This window comes from Trujillonella endophytica, from assembly GCF_900110555.1.
Classification (GTDB): Bacteria; Actinomycetota; Actinomycetes; order Mycobacteriales; family Geodermatophilaceae; genus Trujillonella; species Trujillonella endophytica.
Genome location: NZ_FOEE01000007.1, coordinates 135,572 through 150,191 on the forward strand (window position 1 = coordinate 135,572; position 14,620 = coordinate 150,191).

Annotated in this window: 18 protein-coding genes and 4 tRNA genes; 10 read left to right on the plus strand and 12 right to left on the minus strand. The window is 74.1% G+C overall.

Translation table 11 applies throughout. The features are described 5' to 3' along the window. Nucleotides 1–11: 11 nt before the first annotated feature. The 6 genes from BMY88_RS12640 to BMY88_RS12665 form a co-directional block, all read right to left on the minus strand. Nucleotides 12–1,001: a phosphatidylinositol mannoside acyltransferase gene (locus BMY88_RS12640; RefSeq protein ID WP_091943674.1), complete on the minus strand. Its 990-nt coding sequence runs from the start codon at nt 999–1,001 to the stop codon at nt 12–14. Beyond that, a complete protein-coding gene (gene pgsA / locus BMY88_RS12645) occupies nt 998–1,630 on the minus strand; it encodes a phosphatidylinositol phosphate synthase (protein ID WP_091943676.1) in 633 nt (210 codons plus the stop codon). Before pgsA ends, BMY88_RS12640 begins: the two co-directional genes overlap by 4 nt. Beyond that, nucleotides 1,631–2,212 carry an HIT family protein gene (locus BMY88_RS12650; RefSeq protein WP_280138718.1) on the minus strand — a complete coding sequence of 194 codons (582 nt, stop codon included), beginning with the start codon at nt 2,210–2,212 and terminating at the stop codon, nt 1,631–1,633. Further along, nucleotides 2,209–4,248 carry a threonine--tRNA ligase gene (thrS, locus tag BMY88_RS12655; RefSeq protein WP_091943680.1) on the minus strand — a complete coding sequence of 680 codons (2,040 nt, stop codon included), beginning with the start codon at nt 4,246–4,248 and terminating at the stop codon, nt 2,209–2,211. Before thrS ends, BMY88_RS12650 begins: the two co-directional genes overlap by 4 nt. 129 nt (nt 4,249–4,377) lie before the next feature. Continuing rightward, the gene (locus tag BMY88_RS12660) at nt 4,378–4,959 is read right to left on the minus strand and encodes an MOSC N-terminal beta barrel domain-containing protein (protein WP_244524645.1); all 582 of its coding nucleotides are present in this window, start codon (nt 4,957–4,959) and stop codon (nt 4,378–4,380) included. A 32-nt stretch (nt 4,960–4,991) separates the two neighbouring features. Further along, nucleotides 4,992–5,411, minus strand: a complete 420-nt coding sequence (locus tag BMY88_RS12665) for an acyl-CoA thioesterase (protein WP_091943682.1) — start codon at nt 5,409–5,411, stop codon at nt 4,992–4,994. A gap of 145 nt (nt 5,412–5,556) precedes the next feature. On the opposite strand from BMY88_RS12665, the gene BMY88_RS12670 reads away from it, so the two are divergent. Together BMY88_RS12670 and BMY88_RS12675 are read left to right on the plus strand one after the other, a co-directional pair. After that, on the plus strand, nt 5,557–6,108 hold the full coding sequence (locus tag BMY88_RS12670; protein WP_091943684.1) for a dihydrofolate reductase family protein: 552 nt from the start codon (nt 5,557–5,559) through the stop codon (nt 6,106–6,108). A gap of 25 nt (nt 6,109–6,133) precedes the next feature. Beyond that, on the plus strand, nt 6,134–6,691 hold the full coding sequence (locus BMY88_RS12675; protein WP_091943687.1) for a dihydrofolate reductase family protein: 558 nt from the start codon (nt 6,134–6,136) through the stop codon (nt 6,689–6,691). A gap of 73 nt (nt 6,692–6,764) precedes the next feature. On the opposite strand, the gene BMY88_RS12680 is transcribed toward BMY88_RS12675, so the two are convergent. The 4 genes from BMY88_RS12680 to BMY88_RS12695 all read right to left on the minus strand — a co-directional run bounded on the left by BMY88_RS12680 (nt 6,765) and on the right by BMY88_RS12695 (nt 8,975). Beyond that, nucleotides 6,765–6,836, minus strand: a tRNA-Val gene (locus BMY88_RS12680). A 26-nt stretch (nt 6,837–6,862) separates the two neighbouring features. Next, nucleotides 6,863–7,372 (minus strand): PGPGW domain-containing protein, encoded by a 510-nt coding sequence (locus BMY88_RS12685; protein WP_244524646.1) that lies wholly within the window; start codon nt 7,370–7,372, stop codon nt 6,863–6,865. Between the two features lie 26 nt (nt 7,373–7,398). Further along, entirely contained in the window at nt 7,399–8,331 is a 933-nt protein-coding gene (locus BMY88_RS12690) for an anti-sigma factor (RefSeq protein WP_091943689.1), read from the minus strand. Then, on the minus strand, nt 8,328–8,975 hold the full coding sequence (locus BMY88_RS12695; protein WP_244524647.1) for a sigma-70 family RNA polymerase sigma factor: 648 nt from the start codon (nt 8,973–8,975) through the stop codon (nt 8,328–8,330). Before BMY88_RS12695 ends, BMY88_RS12690 begins: the two co-directional genes overlap by 4 nt. A gap of 170 nt (nt 8,976–9,145) precedes the next feature. On the opposite strand from BMY88_RS12695, the gene BMY88_RS12700 reads away from it, so the two are divergent. The 4 genes from BMY88_RS12700 to BMY88_RS12715 all read left to right on the plus strand — a co-directional run bounded on the left by BMY88_RS12700 (nt 9,146) and on the right by BMY88_RS12715 (nt 9,925). Then, nucleotides 9,146–9,553 (plus strand): SsgA family sporulation/cell division regulator, encoded by a 408-nt coding sequence (locus BMY88_RS12700; RefSeq protein WP_244524648.1) that lies wholly within the window; start codon nt 9,146–9,148, stop codon nt 9,551–9,553. Nucleotides 9,554–9,613: 60 nt separating this feature from the next. Continuing rightward, nucleotides 9,614–9,686: transfer RNA gene (locus tag BMY88_RS12705), tRNA-Gly, on the plus strand. Between the two features lie 43 nt (nt 9,687–9,729). Next, nucleotides 9,730–9,800, plus strand: a tRNA-Cys gene (locus tag BMY88_RS12710). 50 nt (nt 9,801–9,850) lie between these two features. Continuing rightward, nucleotides 9,851–9,925 (plus strand) — tRNA-Val (locus tag BMY88_RS12715). Nucleotides 9,926–9,977: 52 nt separating this feature from the next. On the opposite strand, the gene coaE is transcribed toward BMY88_RS12715, so the two are convergent. Next, nucleotides 9,978–10,607 carry a dephospho-CoA kinase gene (gene coaE, locus BMY88_RS12720; RefSeq protein ID WP_091943695.1) on the minus strand — a complete coding sequence of 210 codons (630 nt, stop codon included), beginning with the start codon at nt 10,605–10,607 and terminating at the stop codon, nt 9,978–9,980. A 147-nt stretch (nt 10,608–10,754) separates the two neighbouring features. Between coaE and BMY88_RS12725 the strand changes: the two genes are divergently transcribed. Continuing rightward, on the plus strand, nt 10,755–11,018 hold the full coding sequence (locus tag BMY88_RS12725; RefSeq protein WP_091943697.1) for a hypothetical protein: 264 nt from the start codon (nt 10,755–10,757) through the stop codon (nt 11,016–11,018). A gap of 187 nt (nt 11,019–11,205) precedes the next feature. Here BMY88_RS12725 and rpsA read toward each other — a convergent pair whose 3' ends face one another. After that, nucleotides 11,206–12,684 (minus strand): 30S ribosomal protein S1, encoded by a 1,479-nt coding sequence (rpsA, locus tag BMY88_RS12730; protein ID WP_091943699.1) that lies wholly within the window; start codon nt 12,682–12,684, stop codon nt 11,206–11,208. Between the two features lie 229 nt (nt 12,685–12,913). Between rpsA and BMY88_RS12735 the strand changes: the two genes are divergently transcribed. The 3 genes from BMY88_RS12735 (at nt 12,914) to BMY88_RS12745 (ending at nt 14,617) form a co-directional block, all read left to right on the plus strand. Beyond that, a complete protein-coding gene (locus BMY88_RS12735) occupies nt 12,914–13,750 on the plus strand; it encodes a class I SAM-dependent methyltransferase (protein ID WP_244524649.1) in 837 nt (278 codons plus the stop codon). A gap of 95 nt (nt 13,751–13,845) precedes the next feature. Beyond that, the gene (locus BMY88_RS12740; protein WP_091943704.1) at nt 13,846–14,304 is read left to right on the plus strand and encodes a DUF6325 family protein; all 459 of its coding nucleotides are present in this window, start codon (nt 13,846–13,848) and stop codon (nt 14,302–14,304) included. 10 nt (nt 14,305–14,314) lie between these two features. Further along, nucleotides 14,315–14,617 carry an SHOCT domain-containing protein gene (locus BMY88_RS12745; protein WP_091943706.1) on the plus strand — a complete coding sequence of 101 codons (303 nt, stop codon included), beginning with the start codon at nt 14,315–14,317 and terminating at the stop codon, nt 14,615–14,617. The last annotated feature ends 3 nt before the right edge of the window (nt 14,618–14,620 follow it).

The following is a 14,620-nucleotide window of genomic DNA, read 5'->3' on the forward strand; positions in this document are numbered from 1 at the left end:
GCCGATCCGCATCACACGCGCTCCAGGCCGGTCCGGTTCGGCGGGGCGCCGCGGACCGGGTCCGGCGGCACGTCGGGCCAGATCCGGCCCAGCACGTGCCAGTCCTCGGGCCGCCTCGCGATCGTCGTCGCGAACGCGTCGGCGATGCCCTGGGTCGCGGCGGTCACCCGGTCGCGCAGGCGTCCGGGGCCGTCGACGGGGATCTCGGGGAGCCACGTGAGACCCCAGCCGCGCTCGGTGAAGGAGCAGACCATCGGCAGCAGCGCCGCCCCCGTCTGCGCGGCGACCAGCGCCGGGCCGCCCGGCATGGTCGTGGGCCGGCCGGCGAAGGACACCGGGATGCCGTTGCCGGCGAGGTCCCGGTCGCACAGCAGCGCGACCGACCCACCGCCGTCCAGCCATTCCCGGAGCACCGTCGCGCTGGGTCGCGGGCCACCGGTCAGCGGCACCACCCGCATGCCGAGCGACTCGCGGAACTCCAGGAACCGGCGGTACAGCGACTCCGGCCGCAGCCGCTCCGCCACCGTCAGGAACGGGCCGCCGAGCCGGTCGACGTACCAGACGGCCGAGGCGTCCCAGTTGCCGCTGTGCGGCAGCGCCGCGACCACCGGCCGGCCCGAGGCGAGCGCCCGGTCCAGGTGCTCCCCGCCGGTGACCTCGGTGTCGCGCAGGATCCGCTGCGGGGAGATCCGGGACAGCCGGAACGCCTCCTGCCAGTAGCGGCCGTAGGAGCGCATCGCGCGCACCGTGAGCGCGTCCAGCTCTCCCTCGTCCACCGTTCCTCCGGTGACCGCCCGCAGGTTCGCCCGCAGCTGGCGGACGCCGCCGCCGTCGCGCCGGGCGACCCAGCGGAAGGCGGTGTCGAAACCGCTCCGCGCCAGCGGCTCGGGCAGCGCGGTGACCGCGCCCCAGCCCGCGGCGTAGCCCAGGTCGGTGGCCCGGGCGAGGGCCCGGGTGCGGAGTCCGGCCGACGCGGGCCGGTCGGCCACCGGGGTGCTCACGGCGCCGCCGGCTCGGTCGGCAGCGGCCGGCCGCGGGCCTGCCGGTGGACCTCGACGCCGCGCTGGACCACGGTGACCGCGCTGCCGGCCAGCAGCAGCCACAGCCCGACGTGCACCGCGTAGGGCAGGCCCAGTCCGTACAGCCCGGTGCCGGCGAGCACGAGGATGAGCCGCTCGGTGCGCTCCACGACCCCGACGTCGCAGGTCAGCCCGACGCCCTCGGCGCGTGCCTTCACGTAGGAGGTCAGCACCCCGAGCACGAGGCAGAGCAGGGCGACCAGCGCGAGCAGGCGGTTGTCGCCCTCGCCGGTGAACCACCAGACGAGCGCGCCGAACACCGCGGCGTCGACGACCCGGTCGAGGCTGGAGTCCAGCACCGCGCCGAACAGCGAGCCCCCGCCGCGGGCCCGGGCCAGGGCGCCGTCCAGCATGTCCAGCAGGACGAACACGGTGACGACCAGCGAGCCCCAGAACAGGACGCCGTTCGCGATCAGCGCGACCGCCCCGGCGACCGCGCCCAGCGTGCCGGTGACGGTCACGGCGTCGGCCGTGACCCCCGCCCGCAGCAGCGTGCCGACCACCGGCGCCCAGAAGCGGCCGACCGCGGCCCGGGCCCCCTTCCCCAGCACTCAGTCCTCCCCGGCGTCGCCCGCGGGCCAGTTCGCGGCCAGCAGGGCGCGGGTCTCGCGCAGCACCTGGGGCAGGACCCGGGTGAGCCCGATGACCGGCATGAAGTTGGTGTCCCCGCCCCAGCGCGGCACGGCGTGCTGGTGCAGGTGGTCGGCGATGCCGGCCCCGGCGACCGAGCCCTGGTTCATCCCGATGTTGAACCCGTGGGCGCCGCTGACCGAGCGCACGACCCGCATGGCCGTCTGCGTGAAGGAGCCCATCTCGGCGACCTCGTCCGCGGTCAGGTCGGTGTAGTCCGGGACGTGCCGGTACGGGACGACCATCAGGTGACCGGCGTTGTACGGGTAGAGGTTGAGGACGGCGAAGACGGTGCGGCCGCGGGCGACGACCAGGCCCTCCTCGTCGTCCTGCTGCGGGATCAGGCAGAACGGGCAGTCGTGCGCCCCGGTCGCCCTGCCCACCCCGCGGATGTAGGCCATCCGGTAGGGGGTCCACAGGTGCTCGAACGCCTCGCCCGGCGACCGCCCCGGGTCCCCGTCGCCGGGCATTGCGAGGGGTGCGCCGTCGTCCGGTGCCGTCATCCGGCGACCTGCAGCGCGTCGGCGGTCGGGTCGGTGTTGGCGCGCGAGGCCACCCAGCCGGCGATGGCGGCGACGGCCTGCTCGATCGGCACGCCGTTGTGCTGGCTGCCGTCGCGGAAGCGGAAGGAGACCGCGCCCGCCTCGGCGTCGGTGGCGCCGGCGAGCAGCACGAACGGCACCTTCTGCTTGCTGGCGGTGCGGATCTTCTTCTGCATCCGGTCGTCGGAGTCGTCGATGTCGACCCGGATGCCCCGGGCCTTGAGCCGCAGGGCGACGTCTGCCAGGTAGGGCACCTGCTCGTCGGTGATCGGGATGCCGGTGACCTGCACGGGGGCGAGCCAGGCGGGGAACGCCCCGGCGTAGTGCTCGGTGAGCACGCCGAAGAACCGCTCGATCGAGCCGAACTTGGCCGAGTGGATCATCACCGGCTGCGCGCGGCCGCCGTCGGGGGCGGTGTACTCCAGGCCGAACCCGGCCGGCTGGTTGAAGTCGTACTGGATGGTCGACATCTGCCAGGTGCGGCCGATCGCGTCCCGGGCCTGCACCGAGATCTTCGGGCCGTAGAAGGCGGCGCCACCCGGGTCCGGGACGAGCTCCAGCCCGGTGTCGCGCGCCGCCTCCTCGAGCACCGCGGTGGCCAGCGCCCACTCCCCTTCCGAGCCGACGAACTTGTCCTGCTTGTCCGGGTCGTCCCCGCGGGTGGACAGCTCCAGGTAGTAGTCGTCCAGGCCGAAGTCGCGCAGCAGGCCCAGCACGAAGGCCAGCAGGTGGCGGACCTCCCCGGGCGCCTGCTCGGGGGTGACGTAGCTGTGCGAGTCGTCCTGGGTGAGGCCGCGGACCCGGGTCAGGCCGTGCACCACGCCGGACTTCTCGTACCGGTAGACCGAGCCGAACTCGAAGAACCGCAGCGGCAGCTCGCGGTAGGACCGCCCGCGCGACCGGAAGATCAGGTTGTGCATCGGGCAGTTCATGGCCTTGAGGTAGTACTCGCTGTTCTCCAGTTCCATCGGCGGGAACATGGTCTCGGCGTAGTACGGCAGGTGGCCCGAGGTCTCGAACAGGCCGGCCTTGGAGATGTGCGGGGTGCCGACGTACTCGAAACCCTCCTCGATGTGCCGGCGGCGGACGTAGTCCTCCATCTCCCGCTTGACCACCCCGCCCTTGGGGTGGAACACGGCCAGGCCCGAGCCGATCTCGTCGGGGAAGCTGAACAGGTCCAGCTCCACGCCCAGGCGGCGGTGGTCGCGCCGCTCGGCCTCGGCGAGCTGCTCCAGGTACGCCTTGTGGGCGTCCTTGCTCTCCCACGCGGTGCCGTAGACGCGCTGCAGCTGCGGGTTCTTCTCGCTCCCCCGCCAGTAGGCGGCGGCGCTGCGGGTCAGCGAGAACGCCGGGATGGTGCTGGTGCGCGGCACGTGCGGGCCGCGGCACAGGTCGGTCCACAGCCGGTCGCCGGTCCGGGCGTCGAGGTTGTCGTACATGGTCAGCTGCGCGCCGCCGACCTCGACGGAGGCCCCCTCGGCGGCCTCACCGGCGCCGCCCTTCAGCCCGATCAGCTCGAGCTTGTACGGCTCGTGCGCCAGCTCGCTCTCCGCGTCGGCGTCGCTGATCTCCCGGCGGGCGAAGTGCTGGCCCGCGCGGACGATCTCCTGCATCCGCTTCTCCAGCGCCTGCAGGTCCTCGGGGGTGAACGGCCGCTCGGGGTCGAAGTCGTAGTAGAAGCCGTTCTCCACCGGCGGGCCGATGCCCAGCCGGGTGCCCGGGAAGAGGTCCTGCACCGCCTGGGCGAGCACGTGCGCGGTCGAGTGCCGGATGACCGCCCGCCCGTCGGGGCTGCCCGCCGCCACCGGCTCGACCTCCGCCTCGGCCTCGGGCGCCCAGGCGAGGTCGCGCAGGTCGCCCGTGGCCAGGTCGCGGACGACGACGGCGCCGTCGGGACCCTTGAGGGGCACCCCGGCGTCCTTGAGCGCCTGCTGCGCCGTCGTCCCGGCCGGCACCCGGATCGGGGCGACGGCGGCGGGGGTGGGCGCGGCAGACACGGGAACTCCTACGGGACGGGAAACACCTCGCCCCGGCCGGGCGACCGGGACACCAGCAGGGTATCCACCGGCGCAGCCCGTTTCGGCCGCGTGTCGCCGGCCGCCGGGGACCGGTCGCGCCGGCCGGCCCTAGCGGCCGGCGGCCGGAGGCGCGTCGTCGAGGCCGACCGGGTCGCCCACCGCGACCTCCCCCGGCTCCAGCACCTCCGCGTAGACGCCGAGGCAGTGCCGGGGCAGCCGGGTCACGCGCAGCAGCGCCTCCCCCACCCGCAGCCGCCGCCCGACCCAGGTGCGCTCGTCGCCGTCGTCCGCCGCGAGCTCGAGGAGCAGGTTGGCGCGGGGGTCCTCGGCCGAGCACCCCACCGGCACCTCCCCCGCGGCCGCGCGGTCGACCGCCTGGCGGCTCACCAGGTGGACGGCGGCGGCGTCGACCTGCGGTCCCCCGGCGGAGGGAGCCAGCCGCACCGGCCGCCCCAGCACCGCGGTGAGGGTCGCCGAGTCGGCGTCGGCGTCCCCGGTGGCGACCACCTCGCGCAGCCGCGGCGACGTCCTCGCCGCGACCCGCTCCCCGGTGGCGGCGTCGACGACCGCGTACGCCCGGTCACCGCGCAGACCCTCGACCTCGACGCGAGCCGCAGGGACCGTCCGGCCGGCGAGCGACTTCACCGGATACACCGCGATCTGCTCGACCCGCCCCACGACGCCGCTCACCGGGCCGACGCTACGCACCGCGAGCGCGCGGGTCAGCCCGCGACGGCGGGCCGCGGAACGGCGATGGCCTGGAGAGCGGCGCGCTGCCGGCCCGACAGCGGGGACGACGTGCTGCGGTCGGCGGTCACGTGCGCCACCACGACCGTGGCCTCCACGGCCAGCCGGCCGTCCTGCACCAGCCGGACGGCGAACTCCACGGAGCTGCGGCCGACGCGGACGACGTCGACCTCGAAGTCCGCCGGGGTCACGAACACCTCGCGCCGGTAGTCGAAGGCGATGTGGACGACGCCGAGCTCCCGCAGCGGCAGCACGCCCTCGCCGAGGTCTTCCAGCACCTGCTCCCACGCGGCGGACACCGACTCGACGACGAGGAAGTACGGGGCGTGGCCGCCCTCGCGTTCGGAGCCGTCGGTTCCGGGACGACGGGCGACGCGGCGGGTGAAGACGGGCACGACCGCGCAGGCTAGCCGCACGCGCGGCGGCGCCCACCTGTCGGGGCGACCACCGATGAGGTCCGGCTCCCCGGGCCGTCTTCCCCTTCGACAGACTCCCGGCGACGGCCGCAGGCCTCGCCGACCGACTCCGAGGAGAGCAGACATGGGCGCGATCAGGGTGCACGAGTTCACGACCGTCGACGGCGTGGTCGACGCGCCGATGTGGACGATGGACTACGGCTTCCCCGACGACCTGGCGGCCTCGATCGGCGCGATCACCGCACCGGCCACCGGCATCCTGCTGGGCCGCACCACGTTCGAGATGTTCGCCCCGGCGTGGTCGACGCGCACGGTCGAGGAGGACCCGGGGGCACCCTTCTTCAACGACACCCGCAAGCACGTCGTCTCGAGCACGTTGACCGACGCCGAGTCCGTGTGGCGCAACTCCGCCGTCCTGGGGCCCTACGACGCCGACCGCATCCGGGGGCTCAAGGCCGAGGGCGACCTCTACGTCAGCGGGAGCGCCACGCTGGTGCGCGCGCTGGTCGCCGACGGCCTGGTCGACGAGCTGCACCTGTACGTCTACCCGGTGGCGGTGGGCGAGGGCATCCGGCTGTTCCCCGAGGGCACCGCGAAGACCCCGCTGGCGCTGCTGGGGGTCGAGTCGCTGTCCAACGGCGTGGCGCACCTGACCTACGGCCCGGCCGCCGGCTGACCCCGGTCCGGAGGGGAGGACCGCCATGGGCAGGCTCGTGTACTCGATGATCACCTCGCTCGACGGCTACGCCGTCGCGGCCGAGGGCGACCTCGGCCGCGGCGCCGAGGACGAGGAGGTGCACACCTTCATCGACGACCGGTTCCGCTCGGTCGGCACCTACCTCTACGGCCGGCGGATGTACGAGACGATGGTGTTCTGGGAGACCGCGCACGCCGAGCCCGACGCCCCGCCGCACATCGTCGAGTACGCGCGCGGCTGGCAGGCGGCCGACAAGGTCGTCTACTCCACGACGCTGGAGTCGGTGTCCAGCGAGCGGACCAGGATCGAGCGGGCTTTCGACCCGCAGTCGGTCCGAAGGCTCAAGGAGGAGTCCGAGGCCGATCTCAGCGTCGACGGGCCCACCCTCGCCGCCCAGGCGATCAGGGCCGGACTGGTGGACGACTACCACCTGTTCCTCACCACGAGCGTGGTGGGCGGCGGCACGCGGTTCTTCCCGGACGGCGTGCGCCTCGATCTCGACCTGGTCGAGCAGCGCTCCTTCGACAGCGGGCTGCTCTACGCGCACTACCGGACCCGCTGAGCCCCAGCCCGGCCTCGGACACGACGAAGGGCCAGGCTCCCCCTCGTCGAGGAGACCTGGCCCTTCGGCTCGGTGGGCGATACTGGGTTCGAACCAGTGACCTCTTCGGTGTGAACGAAGCGCGCTACCACTGCGCCAATCGCCCGGTGCGCCGTCGATTGTGCCAGACGGCTAGTGCCAGAGCGGAACCCACCCCGGCACCCAGCCGGGAACGCCCACGAGGTGCAGCGTCACCACCAGGACGCCGTAGACGAACGCGGCGGTGGCCAGCGCGATGAGCCCGCGGACCCAGATCGGCTGCCGGCCGATCCAGCTCGTCCACGCCGCGACGTGCCCCTTCGTGAACTCCAGCAGGCGCTCGGCCCAGAAGAACTCGCTGGCGAGCACGAAGAGGCCGGCGATGACGGTGAGCCAGCCCGGCCCGGGCAGCGGGATGGTGACGAGGCCGACGGCGACGATGAGGCCGCCGACGATGCCGACGCCGATGCGGTAGGCGTGGTCGATGCTGCGCCGGGCGGCCAGGCGCCGACGCCAGGCCGACTCCGCGACGCGTTCGCGCAGCGAGTGCATGCCGTCCTCGGCGAAGTGCGCCCGACGCTCCTCCGTGGGCGAGAGGGCCGGGCGCGCGCCGTCGGGCTGCCCGCCGCGTGGCGCGTGCGCCGCGGTCCCGGGAGCCGCCACGGTCTCCTGCTCGCTCAGTTGGTCACCTACCCGCTCGCCGCCACGACCGCCGTGGGAGCCGGCGGCGCCTGCCGACCGCGCTCGAGGCTGATGGCGTAGCCGTCGAAGTCGCCGAGCCCGGTCGTCGTGGAGCCTACGGTCCGGACGTCCATTTGTGACCGGACCACGTCGAAGGTCCCCAGCGCGACCGGGCCGTCGTCGATGCCCCACACGACGTAGGTCTCGCGCTCGGTGTCGTTGACGGGCAATCCGTGGGCGACGACCTGGACCTCCGCGTCCCGGGCCACCACCGTCGCCACCCGCCCGCCGTCCCCGGTGAGCGGCGCGATGGTCGCCGTCCCGGGCTCGAGGAGGGAGGCGACGACGCCCGCCTGCTCCTCGGCGCCGGCCACCGCCTCGTCACGGGCGTCGTCGAGCACCACGATCCAGCTGCCGAGGCCCAGGATCGCGGCGATCCCCGCGGCCGCCAGGGCGTTGGGTACCACCCGTCGCCACGGCGAGCGGGGCACGGGATCCTCGCCCGCCCGCCCGGCCTCGCGGTAGGCGGGGAACCCGGTGGCGGCGGTCGCGCCGCCCCGGGCCGCGCCGGGGACGGGAACCGGGGTGGGGCCGGGCAGCGGCCCGCCGGACGGCCCGCGGTCGCCGGACGGCGCGGGTGCGGACGGCGCGGGTGCGGACGGCGCGGGCGCGGGCGGCGACACCTGGGTGGACCGCTCGACGGCGGCCCGCAGCCGGTCCCGCAGCGCCTCGTCCGGCGCGGACGCCGGCAGGTCGACCGCGAGCGCGCCCATCACCTCGGCGGTCTCGGCCACGGTGCGGGCGCACCGGGAGCAACCGGGCAGGTGCCCGTCGAAGACGACCTCGTCCTCCGGCTCCAGCGCGTGCAGCGCCCAGCCCACGGCGAGCTCGTCGAACGTCTCGTGGCCGTCGGGCTCCGGCCAGGTCCGCTGCCGGCTCATCGGGTCGTCCCGTCCACCGCGGCCGACCCGAGGGCGCCCCCGAGCGCGGCGCCGGCCACGCCGCCCAGGTCCTGCCGGAGCCGCCGCATGCCGGCGAGCATCCGGGTCTTGACCGTCCCCAGCGGAGCGCGGGTCAGGGCGGCGACCTCCCGCTGGGTGTAGCCGCCGTAGTAGGCGAGGGTCAGGGCCTCTCGCTGGGCGTCGGGGAGCGCCTGCATCGCGTCCCGCACCTGCCCCGCGAGGATCCGCGCCCAGGCGTCGTCCTCGACGTCCGCGGTCGCCGTCGGGACGGCGAGCAGCACCTCGTCCTCGGCGCGCGCCCGGCGCCGGCGCTGGGACTCCTCGCGGCGGACGGCGTCCACGGCCTTGTGGTGGACCATGGCGAGGAACCACGAGGCGAAACCGCCCCGCGTGCCGTCGTAAGCGCCGGGATCGCGCCACACGGCCAGGAACGCGTCCTGCAGCACGTCCTCGGCGAGCCCGTCGTCGGCCAGCACCCGCCGCGCGAGGGCGAACGCGGGGCGGGAGAAGCGCTCGTACAGGTCGTCGACGGCGGACCGGTCGCCCGCGCGCAGGCGCTCGACGAGGCGGGCGTCCCCCGCGTCGTCGCCTCCTCGGCGCGCGGGACGGGTCACGGCTCCCATGGTCACACGGGACGTTCGGAACGAGGGGCGGATCGGTTCGCCGGTCCCTCCCCCGGGCCCGCGCGTACGCCCGGTGCGACACGCCCGGGAGTCGTGTCAACGCAACCAGTCACCGCCTCGCTCGTTGCCCGGTCATGGCGAGCCGCTCCACCCCTGGACCCACCACTCCCGTGACGCTGCACCTCGTCGGTCCGCACGCCTGGACCGAGGTGCCGGCGACGCTCGGCTACGACGCGGCCGACCCGTACGCCGTCCGCATCTCGTTCGGGGAACCCGACGCGGTCGACGGCATCTCCTGGCTGCTCGGCCGGGACCTGCTGCGGGCCGGGCTGGAGCGTCCGACCGGGGACGGCGACGTCCGCCTCTGGCCGGCCCGCACCACGGGCGACGTCCTGTTCCTGCACCTGCGCGCACCGTCGGGCGAGGCGCTGTTCGAGCTGTCGCGCACCGCCGTGGCCGCCTTCCTGCGGCAGACCGAACAGGTGGTCCCCATCGGCGCCGAGGCGACCGCCCTGCAGGTGGACGACGAACTGGCGGCGCTGCTGTCCGGTGGCGGCGCGGACCCGGCGGGCCGCTGACCCCCCGGGGGGACCCCCCGTCGAGGGCCCTCCGAGGCCGTGTAATGTTCTCCCTGCAACGCGGACGTGGCTCAGTTGGTAGAGCATCACCTTGCCAAGGTGAGGGTCGCGGGTTCGAATCCCGTCGTCCGCTCGGAACCTCGGGCGCTGGTCGCGAGACCGGCGCCCGTGTGTGCGGTGGAGTGGCCGAGAGGCGAGGCAACGGCCTGCAAAGCCGTCTACACGGGTTCAAATCCCGTCTCCACCTCGTCTCGCTCGCGAGAGCGGTGGAGCGGGCCGGTCGCAAGACCGGACCCCGGGCGATTGGCGCAGTGGTAGCGCGCTTCCCTGACACGGAAGAGGTCACTGGTTCGAACCCAGTATCGCCCACCACCCCGAGAGGCCCCGACCGGCAGGTCGGGGCCTCTCGGCGTTCCGGGGGTGCTCAGCCCAACCGGGGCAGGACGTGGTCGCACCAGAACCGGTCGACCTGGACGGCGAGCTGCTCGGGCGTCCCGCTGTTGTCCAGCACGACGTCGGCCACCGCTCGGCGCTCCTCGTCGGTGGCCTGGACCGCGATCCGCGCGCGGGCGTCGTCCTCGGTCATCCCCCGCTGAACCAGCCGCGCCAGGCGGGTGTCGAGGTCGGTCTCGACGACCAGGACCAGGTCGTGCGCTCGCCGGGCCTCACCCTCGCCGCCCCGGTCCGCGCCGGCCCGCCCGGCCTCGACGAGCAGCGGGATGTCGTGCACCACCACGCCGTCCTCGGGCACCGCCGCCGCCAGCTCGGCCGCCCGTTCCCGGACGAGGGGGTGGACGATCGCGTTCAGCCGTTCCCGGGCCTCGGCGTCGGAGAAGACGACGGCACCCAGCGCCGGCCGGTCCAGGGCGCCGTCGGCGGTCAGCACCTCGTCCCCGAAGACGGCGGCGACCGCGGCCAGCCCCGACGTGCCCGGCTCGACCACCTCGCGGGCGATCGCGTCCGCGTCGACGACGACGGCTCCCCGCTCGGCCAGCAGCCGCGAGACGGTGCTCTTGCCCGATCCGATTCCACCCGTCAACCCGATGCGCAGCACGCACGGACAGTAGCCAGCACGCCGCCCACCATCACGGACGGGTAACACGCGCCCGTCCTGCCCGGCGCGTCGCACCAGTCACACCCGTCACGGCTCATAACGTCCGACTCGGCGATCTTCCCCCCGCCGAGAGAGGCAGAACCCGCGATGTCGCGTCCCATGCAGGCCACCGTTCCCACCACCGCGGGCTCCCGCGGTCGGCACCGGCTCGACCGGCCCTCCGGCGTCCGCGCCGCTGACCTGCCCGGCGTCGGCGAGCGGCTCGCGCAGCGCGAGGCGGTCGTCCGGCCGCGCAACGCCTTCCTCCGCTGGCTGACCACGAGCGCCCCGGCCGGCCGGCACACCTGGTCGTTCCTGGCCGGCTCCGGCGGACGCCCGCGCACCGCCTTCGCGATCATCCTCAGCCTCTAGCCAGGCGTCTCCACGGGCACTGTGCGCCCGGTGACCGCTCCAGCCCCAGAACGGTCATCCGGCGCGCAGTGCCCGTGTCGGGTCACACGCCCCGGCCGGCACCCGCCCCGGACAGCACGGAGGCCCAGGACCTCGCGGTCCTGGGCCTCCGTGGCCGATCTGTCAGCTCACCCTCGCGGGTGCGCGGTCACTCCCCGCCGGCGAGCTTGGCCCGCAGCGCAGCGAGCGCCTCGTCGCTGGCCAGGGTGCCCCCACCACCGCCACCGCCGGTGGCCGGGTCGGCCGGGGCGACGTCGCCGGAGGAGTAGTTCCCACCCGCGGCGGCCTCGGCGTCCGCCTCCTTGGCAGCGGCGATCTGCTTGCGGTGCGCCTCGTAGCGCGTCTGCGCCTCGGCGTACTGCTTCTCCCAGGTCTCGCGGGCCTCGTCGTAGCCCTCGAGCCACTCGCCGGTCTCCGGGTCGAAGCCCTCGGGGTAGATGTAGTTGCCCTGGTCGTCGTAGGACGCGGCCATGCCGTACAGAGCCGGGTCGAACACGTCCTCCTCGCCGACGACGCCCTCGTTGGCCTGCTTGAGCGACAGCGAGATCCGGCGGCGGTCCAGGTCGATGTCGATGACCTTGACCAGGATCTCGTCGCCGACCTGCACGACCTGCTCGGGGATCTCCACGTGGCGCTCGGCCAGCTCGGAGATGTGCACCAGACCCTCGATGCCCTCGTCCACGCGGACGAACGCACCGAACGGCACCAGCTTCGTGACCTTGCCGGGCACGACCTGGCCGATCTGGTGGGTCCGGGCGAACTGGCGCCACGGGTCCTCCTGCGTCGCCTTCAGCGACAGGGAGACCCGCTCACGGTCCAGGTCGACGTCGAGGACCTCGACGGTGACCTCCTGGCCGACCTCGACGACCTCGGAGGGGTGGTCGATGTGCTTCCACGACAGCTCGGAGACGTGCACCAGTCCGTCGACGCCACCCAGGTCCACGAAGGCACCGAAGTTGACGATCGAGGAGACGACGCCGGTCCGGACCTGACCCTTGGCGAGCTTGTTGAGGAACTCGCTGCGGACCTCGGACTGCGTCTGCTCCAGCCACTGGCGACGGGACAGGACGACGTTGTTGCGGTTCTTGTCGAGCTCGATGATCTTCGCCTCGAGCTCGCGGCCCACGTAGGGCTGCAGGTCGCGGACGCGGCGCATCTCGACCAGCGAGGCGGGGAGGAATCCGCGCAGGCCGATGTCGAGGATGAGACCACCCTTGACGACCTCGATGACGGTGCCGGTGACGACCTCGTCGGCTTCCTTCTTCGCCTCGATCGTGCCCCAGGCGCGCTCGTACTGCGCGCGCTTCTTGGACAGGATCAGACGCCCTTCCTTGTCCTCCTTCTGGAGGACCAGGGCTTCCACCTCGTCGCCGACCTTGACGACCTCGTTGGGGTCGACGTCGTGCTTGATGGAGAGCTCGCGCGAGGGGATGACGCCCTCGGTCTTGTAGCCGATGTCCAGCAGCACCTCGTCCCGGTCGACCTTGACGATGACGCCCTCGACGATGTCGCCATCGTTGAAGTACTTGATCGTCAGGTCGATGGCGGCGAGGAAGTCCTCGGCGCTACCGATGTCGTTGATGGCGACCTGGGGGGTGCTGGAAGGACGGACCTGGGTGGAGGTCATGTGGTTGGTTGCTCCGGACGGGGGATGCGTAGGGACAGGACGTCCCGCGGCCGGGTGACCGCGGGGAGCGGGGAGAGCCGGCGCGCGCGAATCCCCGGGCAGGGACAGCGTTGACAGACCTCTGGCGCAGTTCCCCATGGTACGGAGCCCGGGGCGGTCGGGTCCACCTGGGTCCCGGAGGGGTCCGGCGGCTCGGCGTGTCACGCTTGCCGGTGATGAGGCACCTGCCGTGAGCGGCACCCCGCTCCCCCTCGGTCCGGACGGGTATCCGGCGCCCGGTGGCGTCGCCCGCCGCAGCGCCGGGGCCGCCGAGTCCGTGCGCGCGAGCCGGCGCTGGTGGGACGCGGCCGCCCCCGCGTACCTGGCCGAGCACGGCGCCGACCTGGGCGACGTCGACTTCCTGTGGTGTCCCGAGGGCCTGCGCGAGGCCGACGCGCACCTGCTCGGCGACGTCGCCGGCCGCCGGGTCCTGGAGATCGGCTGCGGCTCGGCGCCGTGCTCCCGCTGGCTGCGCCGCGCCGGGGCCGACGTCCTGGCCCTGGACCTCTCCGCCGGCATGCTCGCCCGCGCCGCGCAGCTCAACCGGGCGACCGGCGTGCCCGCGCCGCTGCTGCAGGCCGACGTCGGGGCACTCCCGGTGCGCGACCGCTCGGTGGACGTCGTCTGCTCGGCGTTCGGCGGGCTGCCCTTCGTCGCCGACGTCGGCGCTGCGCTGCGCGAGGTCGCCCGGGTGCTGAGGCCCGGCGGTCGCTTCGTGGCCTCGGTGAACCACCCGATGCGCTGGCCGCTGCCGGACTCCCCGGACCCGGCCGACCTCACTGTGACCTCGTCCTACTTCGACCGCACGCCCTACGTCGAGACCGACGACGACGGACGGGCGACCTACGTCGAGCACCACCGCACGATCGGCGACTGGGTCCGCGCGGTCGTGGGCGCGGGACTGGTCCTGGACGACCTGGTCGAGCCGGAGTGGACGCCGGGCCGCACGCAGGAGTGGGGCCAGTGGTCGCCGGCCCGCGGCGCGCTCGTCCCCGGCACCCTCGTCCTGGTCGCGCACCGCGCCTGACCCCGGGCTCATCCGGGTCGGGTGATGCGGCGCCGCCGCGCCCGCCGCACCGTGGCCGTCGACGGAGCCGACGAGACGGACGGAGCGGATCAGCCATGCCAGAGTCAGAGGTGCTCGGCCCTGTGGACTACGTCCTCCTCGAGTTCCACGAGGACCGCCTGACCGGCCGGGCCGCGGCGGCGGTCGCGGACCTCGTCGAGCGCGGGATCATCGCGATCTACGACCTGGTCGTGGTGGGCCGGACCACGCAGGGCGACGTGTACTCGCTGGACCTCGCGGACACGGCCGGCGAGGCCGTGGGTGTCTTCCGCGACCTCGCCGGGGCGCAGACGGGGCTGCTCGACGAGGAGGACCTCGCGGCCGCCACCGCCGCGCTCGAGCCGGGGACCCTGGCCGTACTCATCGTCTACGAGAACCTGTGGGCCGTCCCGTTCGTCGCGGCGGCACTCGAGTCGGGGGGCGAGGTCATCGCCAGCGCGCGCATCCCGGCGACGGACCTGATGGCGGCCCTGGAGACCTGGGACGCGCGCCGTCCCGCCGAGATGACGAGCTGAGGAGATTCCCATGCCCGGACTGCTACGCGGCCTCGCCCGCACGGCCGTGGTCGCGGGGACGGCGTCCGGCGTCGCCGGTCGCGTCCGCCGCCACCAGGACGCGAAGTTCGCCGAGCGCGACGGCCAGACCGCCGCCGACCGGCAGGCCGCGTACCAGGACGACGTCGCGTCGCGCCAACCTGCCGCCCCGCCGCCCGCTCGTGACTCCGCCGGCATCCTCGACCAGCTCAAGCAGCTGGGTGAGCTCAAAGCCGGCGGCGTGCTCACCGAGCAGGAGTTCGCCGAGCAGAAGGCCCGCATCCTCGCGGAATGACCC

Bases quoted from the DNA above. Each gene is read 5' to 3' on its own strand.
- BMY88_RS12675 (WP_091943687.1), top strand. From the start codon at position 6,134: ATGGGCAGGCTCGTGTACTCGATGATCACCTCGCTCGACGGCTACGCC.
- BMY88_RS12695 (WP_244524647.1), bottom strand. From the start codon at position 8,975: ATGGGAGCCGTGACCCGTCCCGCGCGCCGAGGAGGCGACGACGCGGGG.
- BMY88_RS12740 (WP_091943704.1), top strand. From the start codon at position 13,846: ATGCCAGAGTCAGAGGTGCTCGGCCCTGTGGACTACGTCCTCCTCGAG.
- BMY88_RS12670 (WP_091943684.1), top strand. From the start codon at position 5,557: ATGGGCGCGATCAGGGTGCACGAGTTCACGACCGTCGACGGCGTGGTC.
- BMY88_RS12650 (WP_280138718.1), bottom strand. From the start codon at position 2,212: ATGACGGCACCGGACGACGGCGCACCCCTCGCAATGCCCGGCGACGGG.
- rpsA (WP_091943699.1), bottom strand. From the start codon at position 12,684: ATGACCTCCACCCAGGTCCGTCCTTCCAGCACCCCCCAGGTCGCCATC.
- BMY88_RS12725 (WP_091943697.1), top strand. From the start codon at position 10,755: ATGTCGCGTCCCATGCAGGCCACCGTTCCCACCACCGCGGGCTCCCGC.
- BMY88_RS12745 (WP_091943706.1), top strand. From the start codon at position 14,315: ATGCCCGGACTGCTACGCGGCCTCGCCCGCACGGCCGTGGTCGCGGGG.
- BMY88_RS12690 (WP_091943689.1), bottom strand. From the start codon at position 8,331: ATGAGCCGGCAGCGGACCTGGCCGGAGCCCGACGGCCACGAGACGTTC.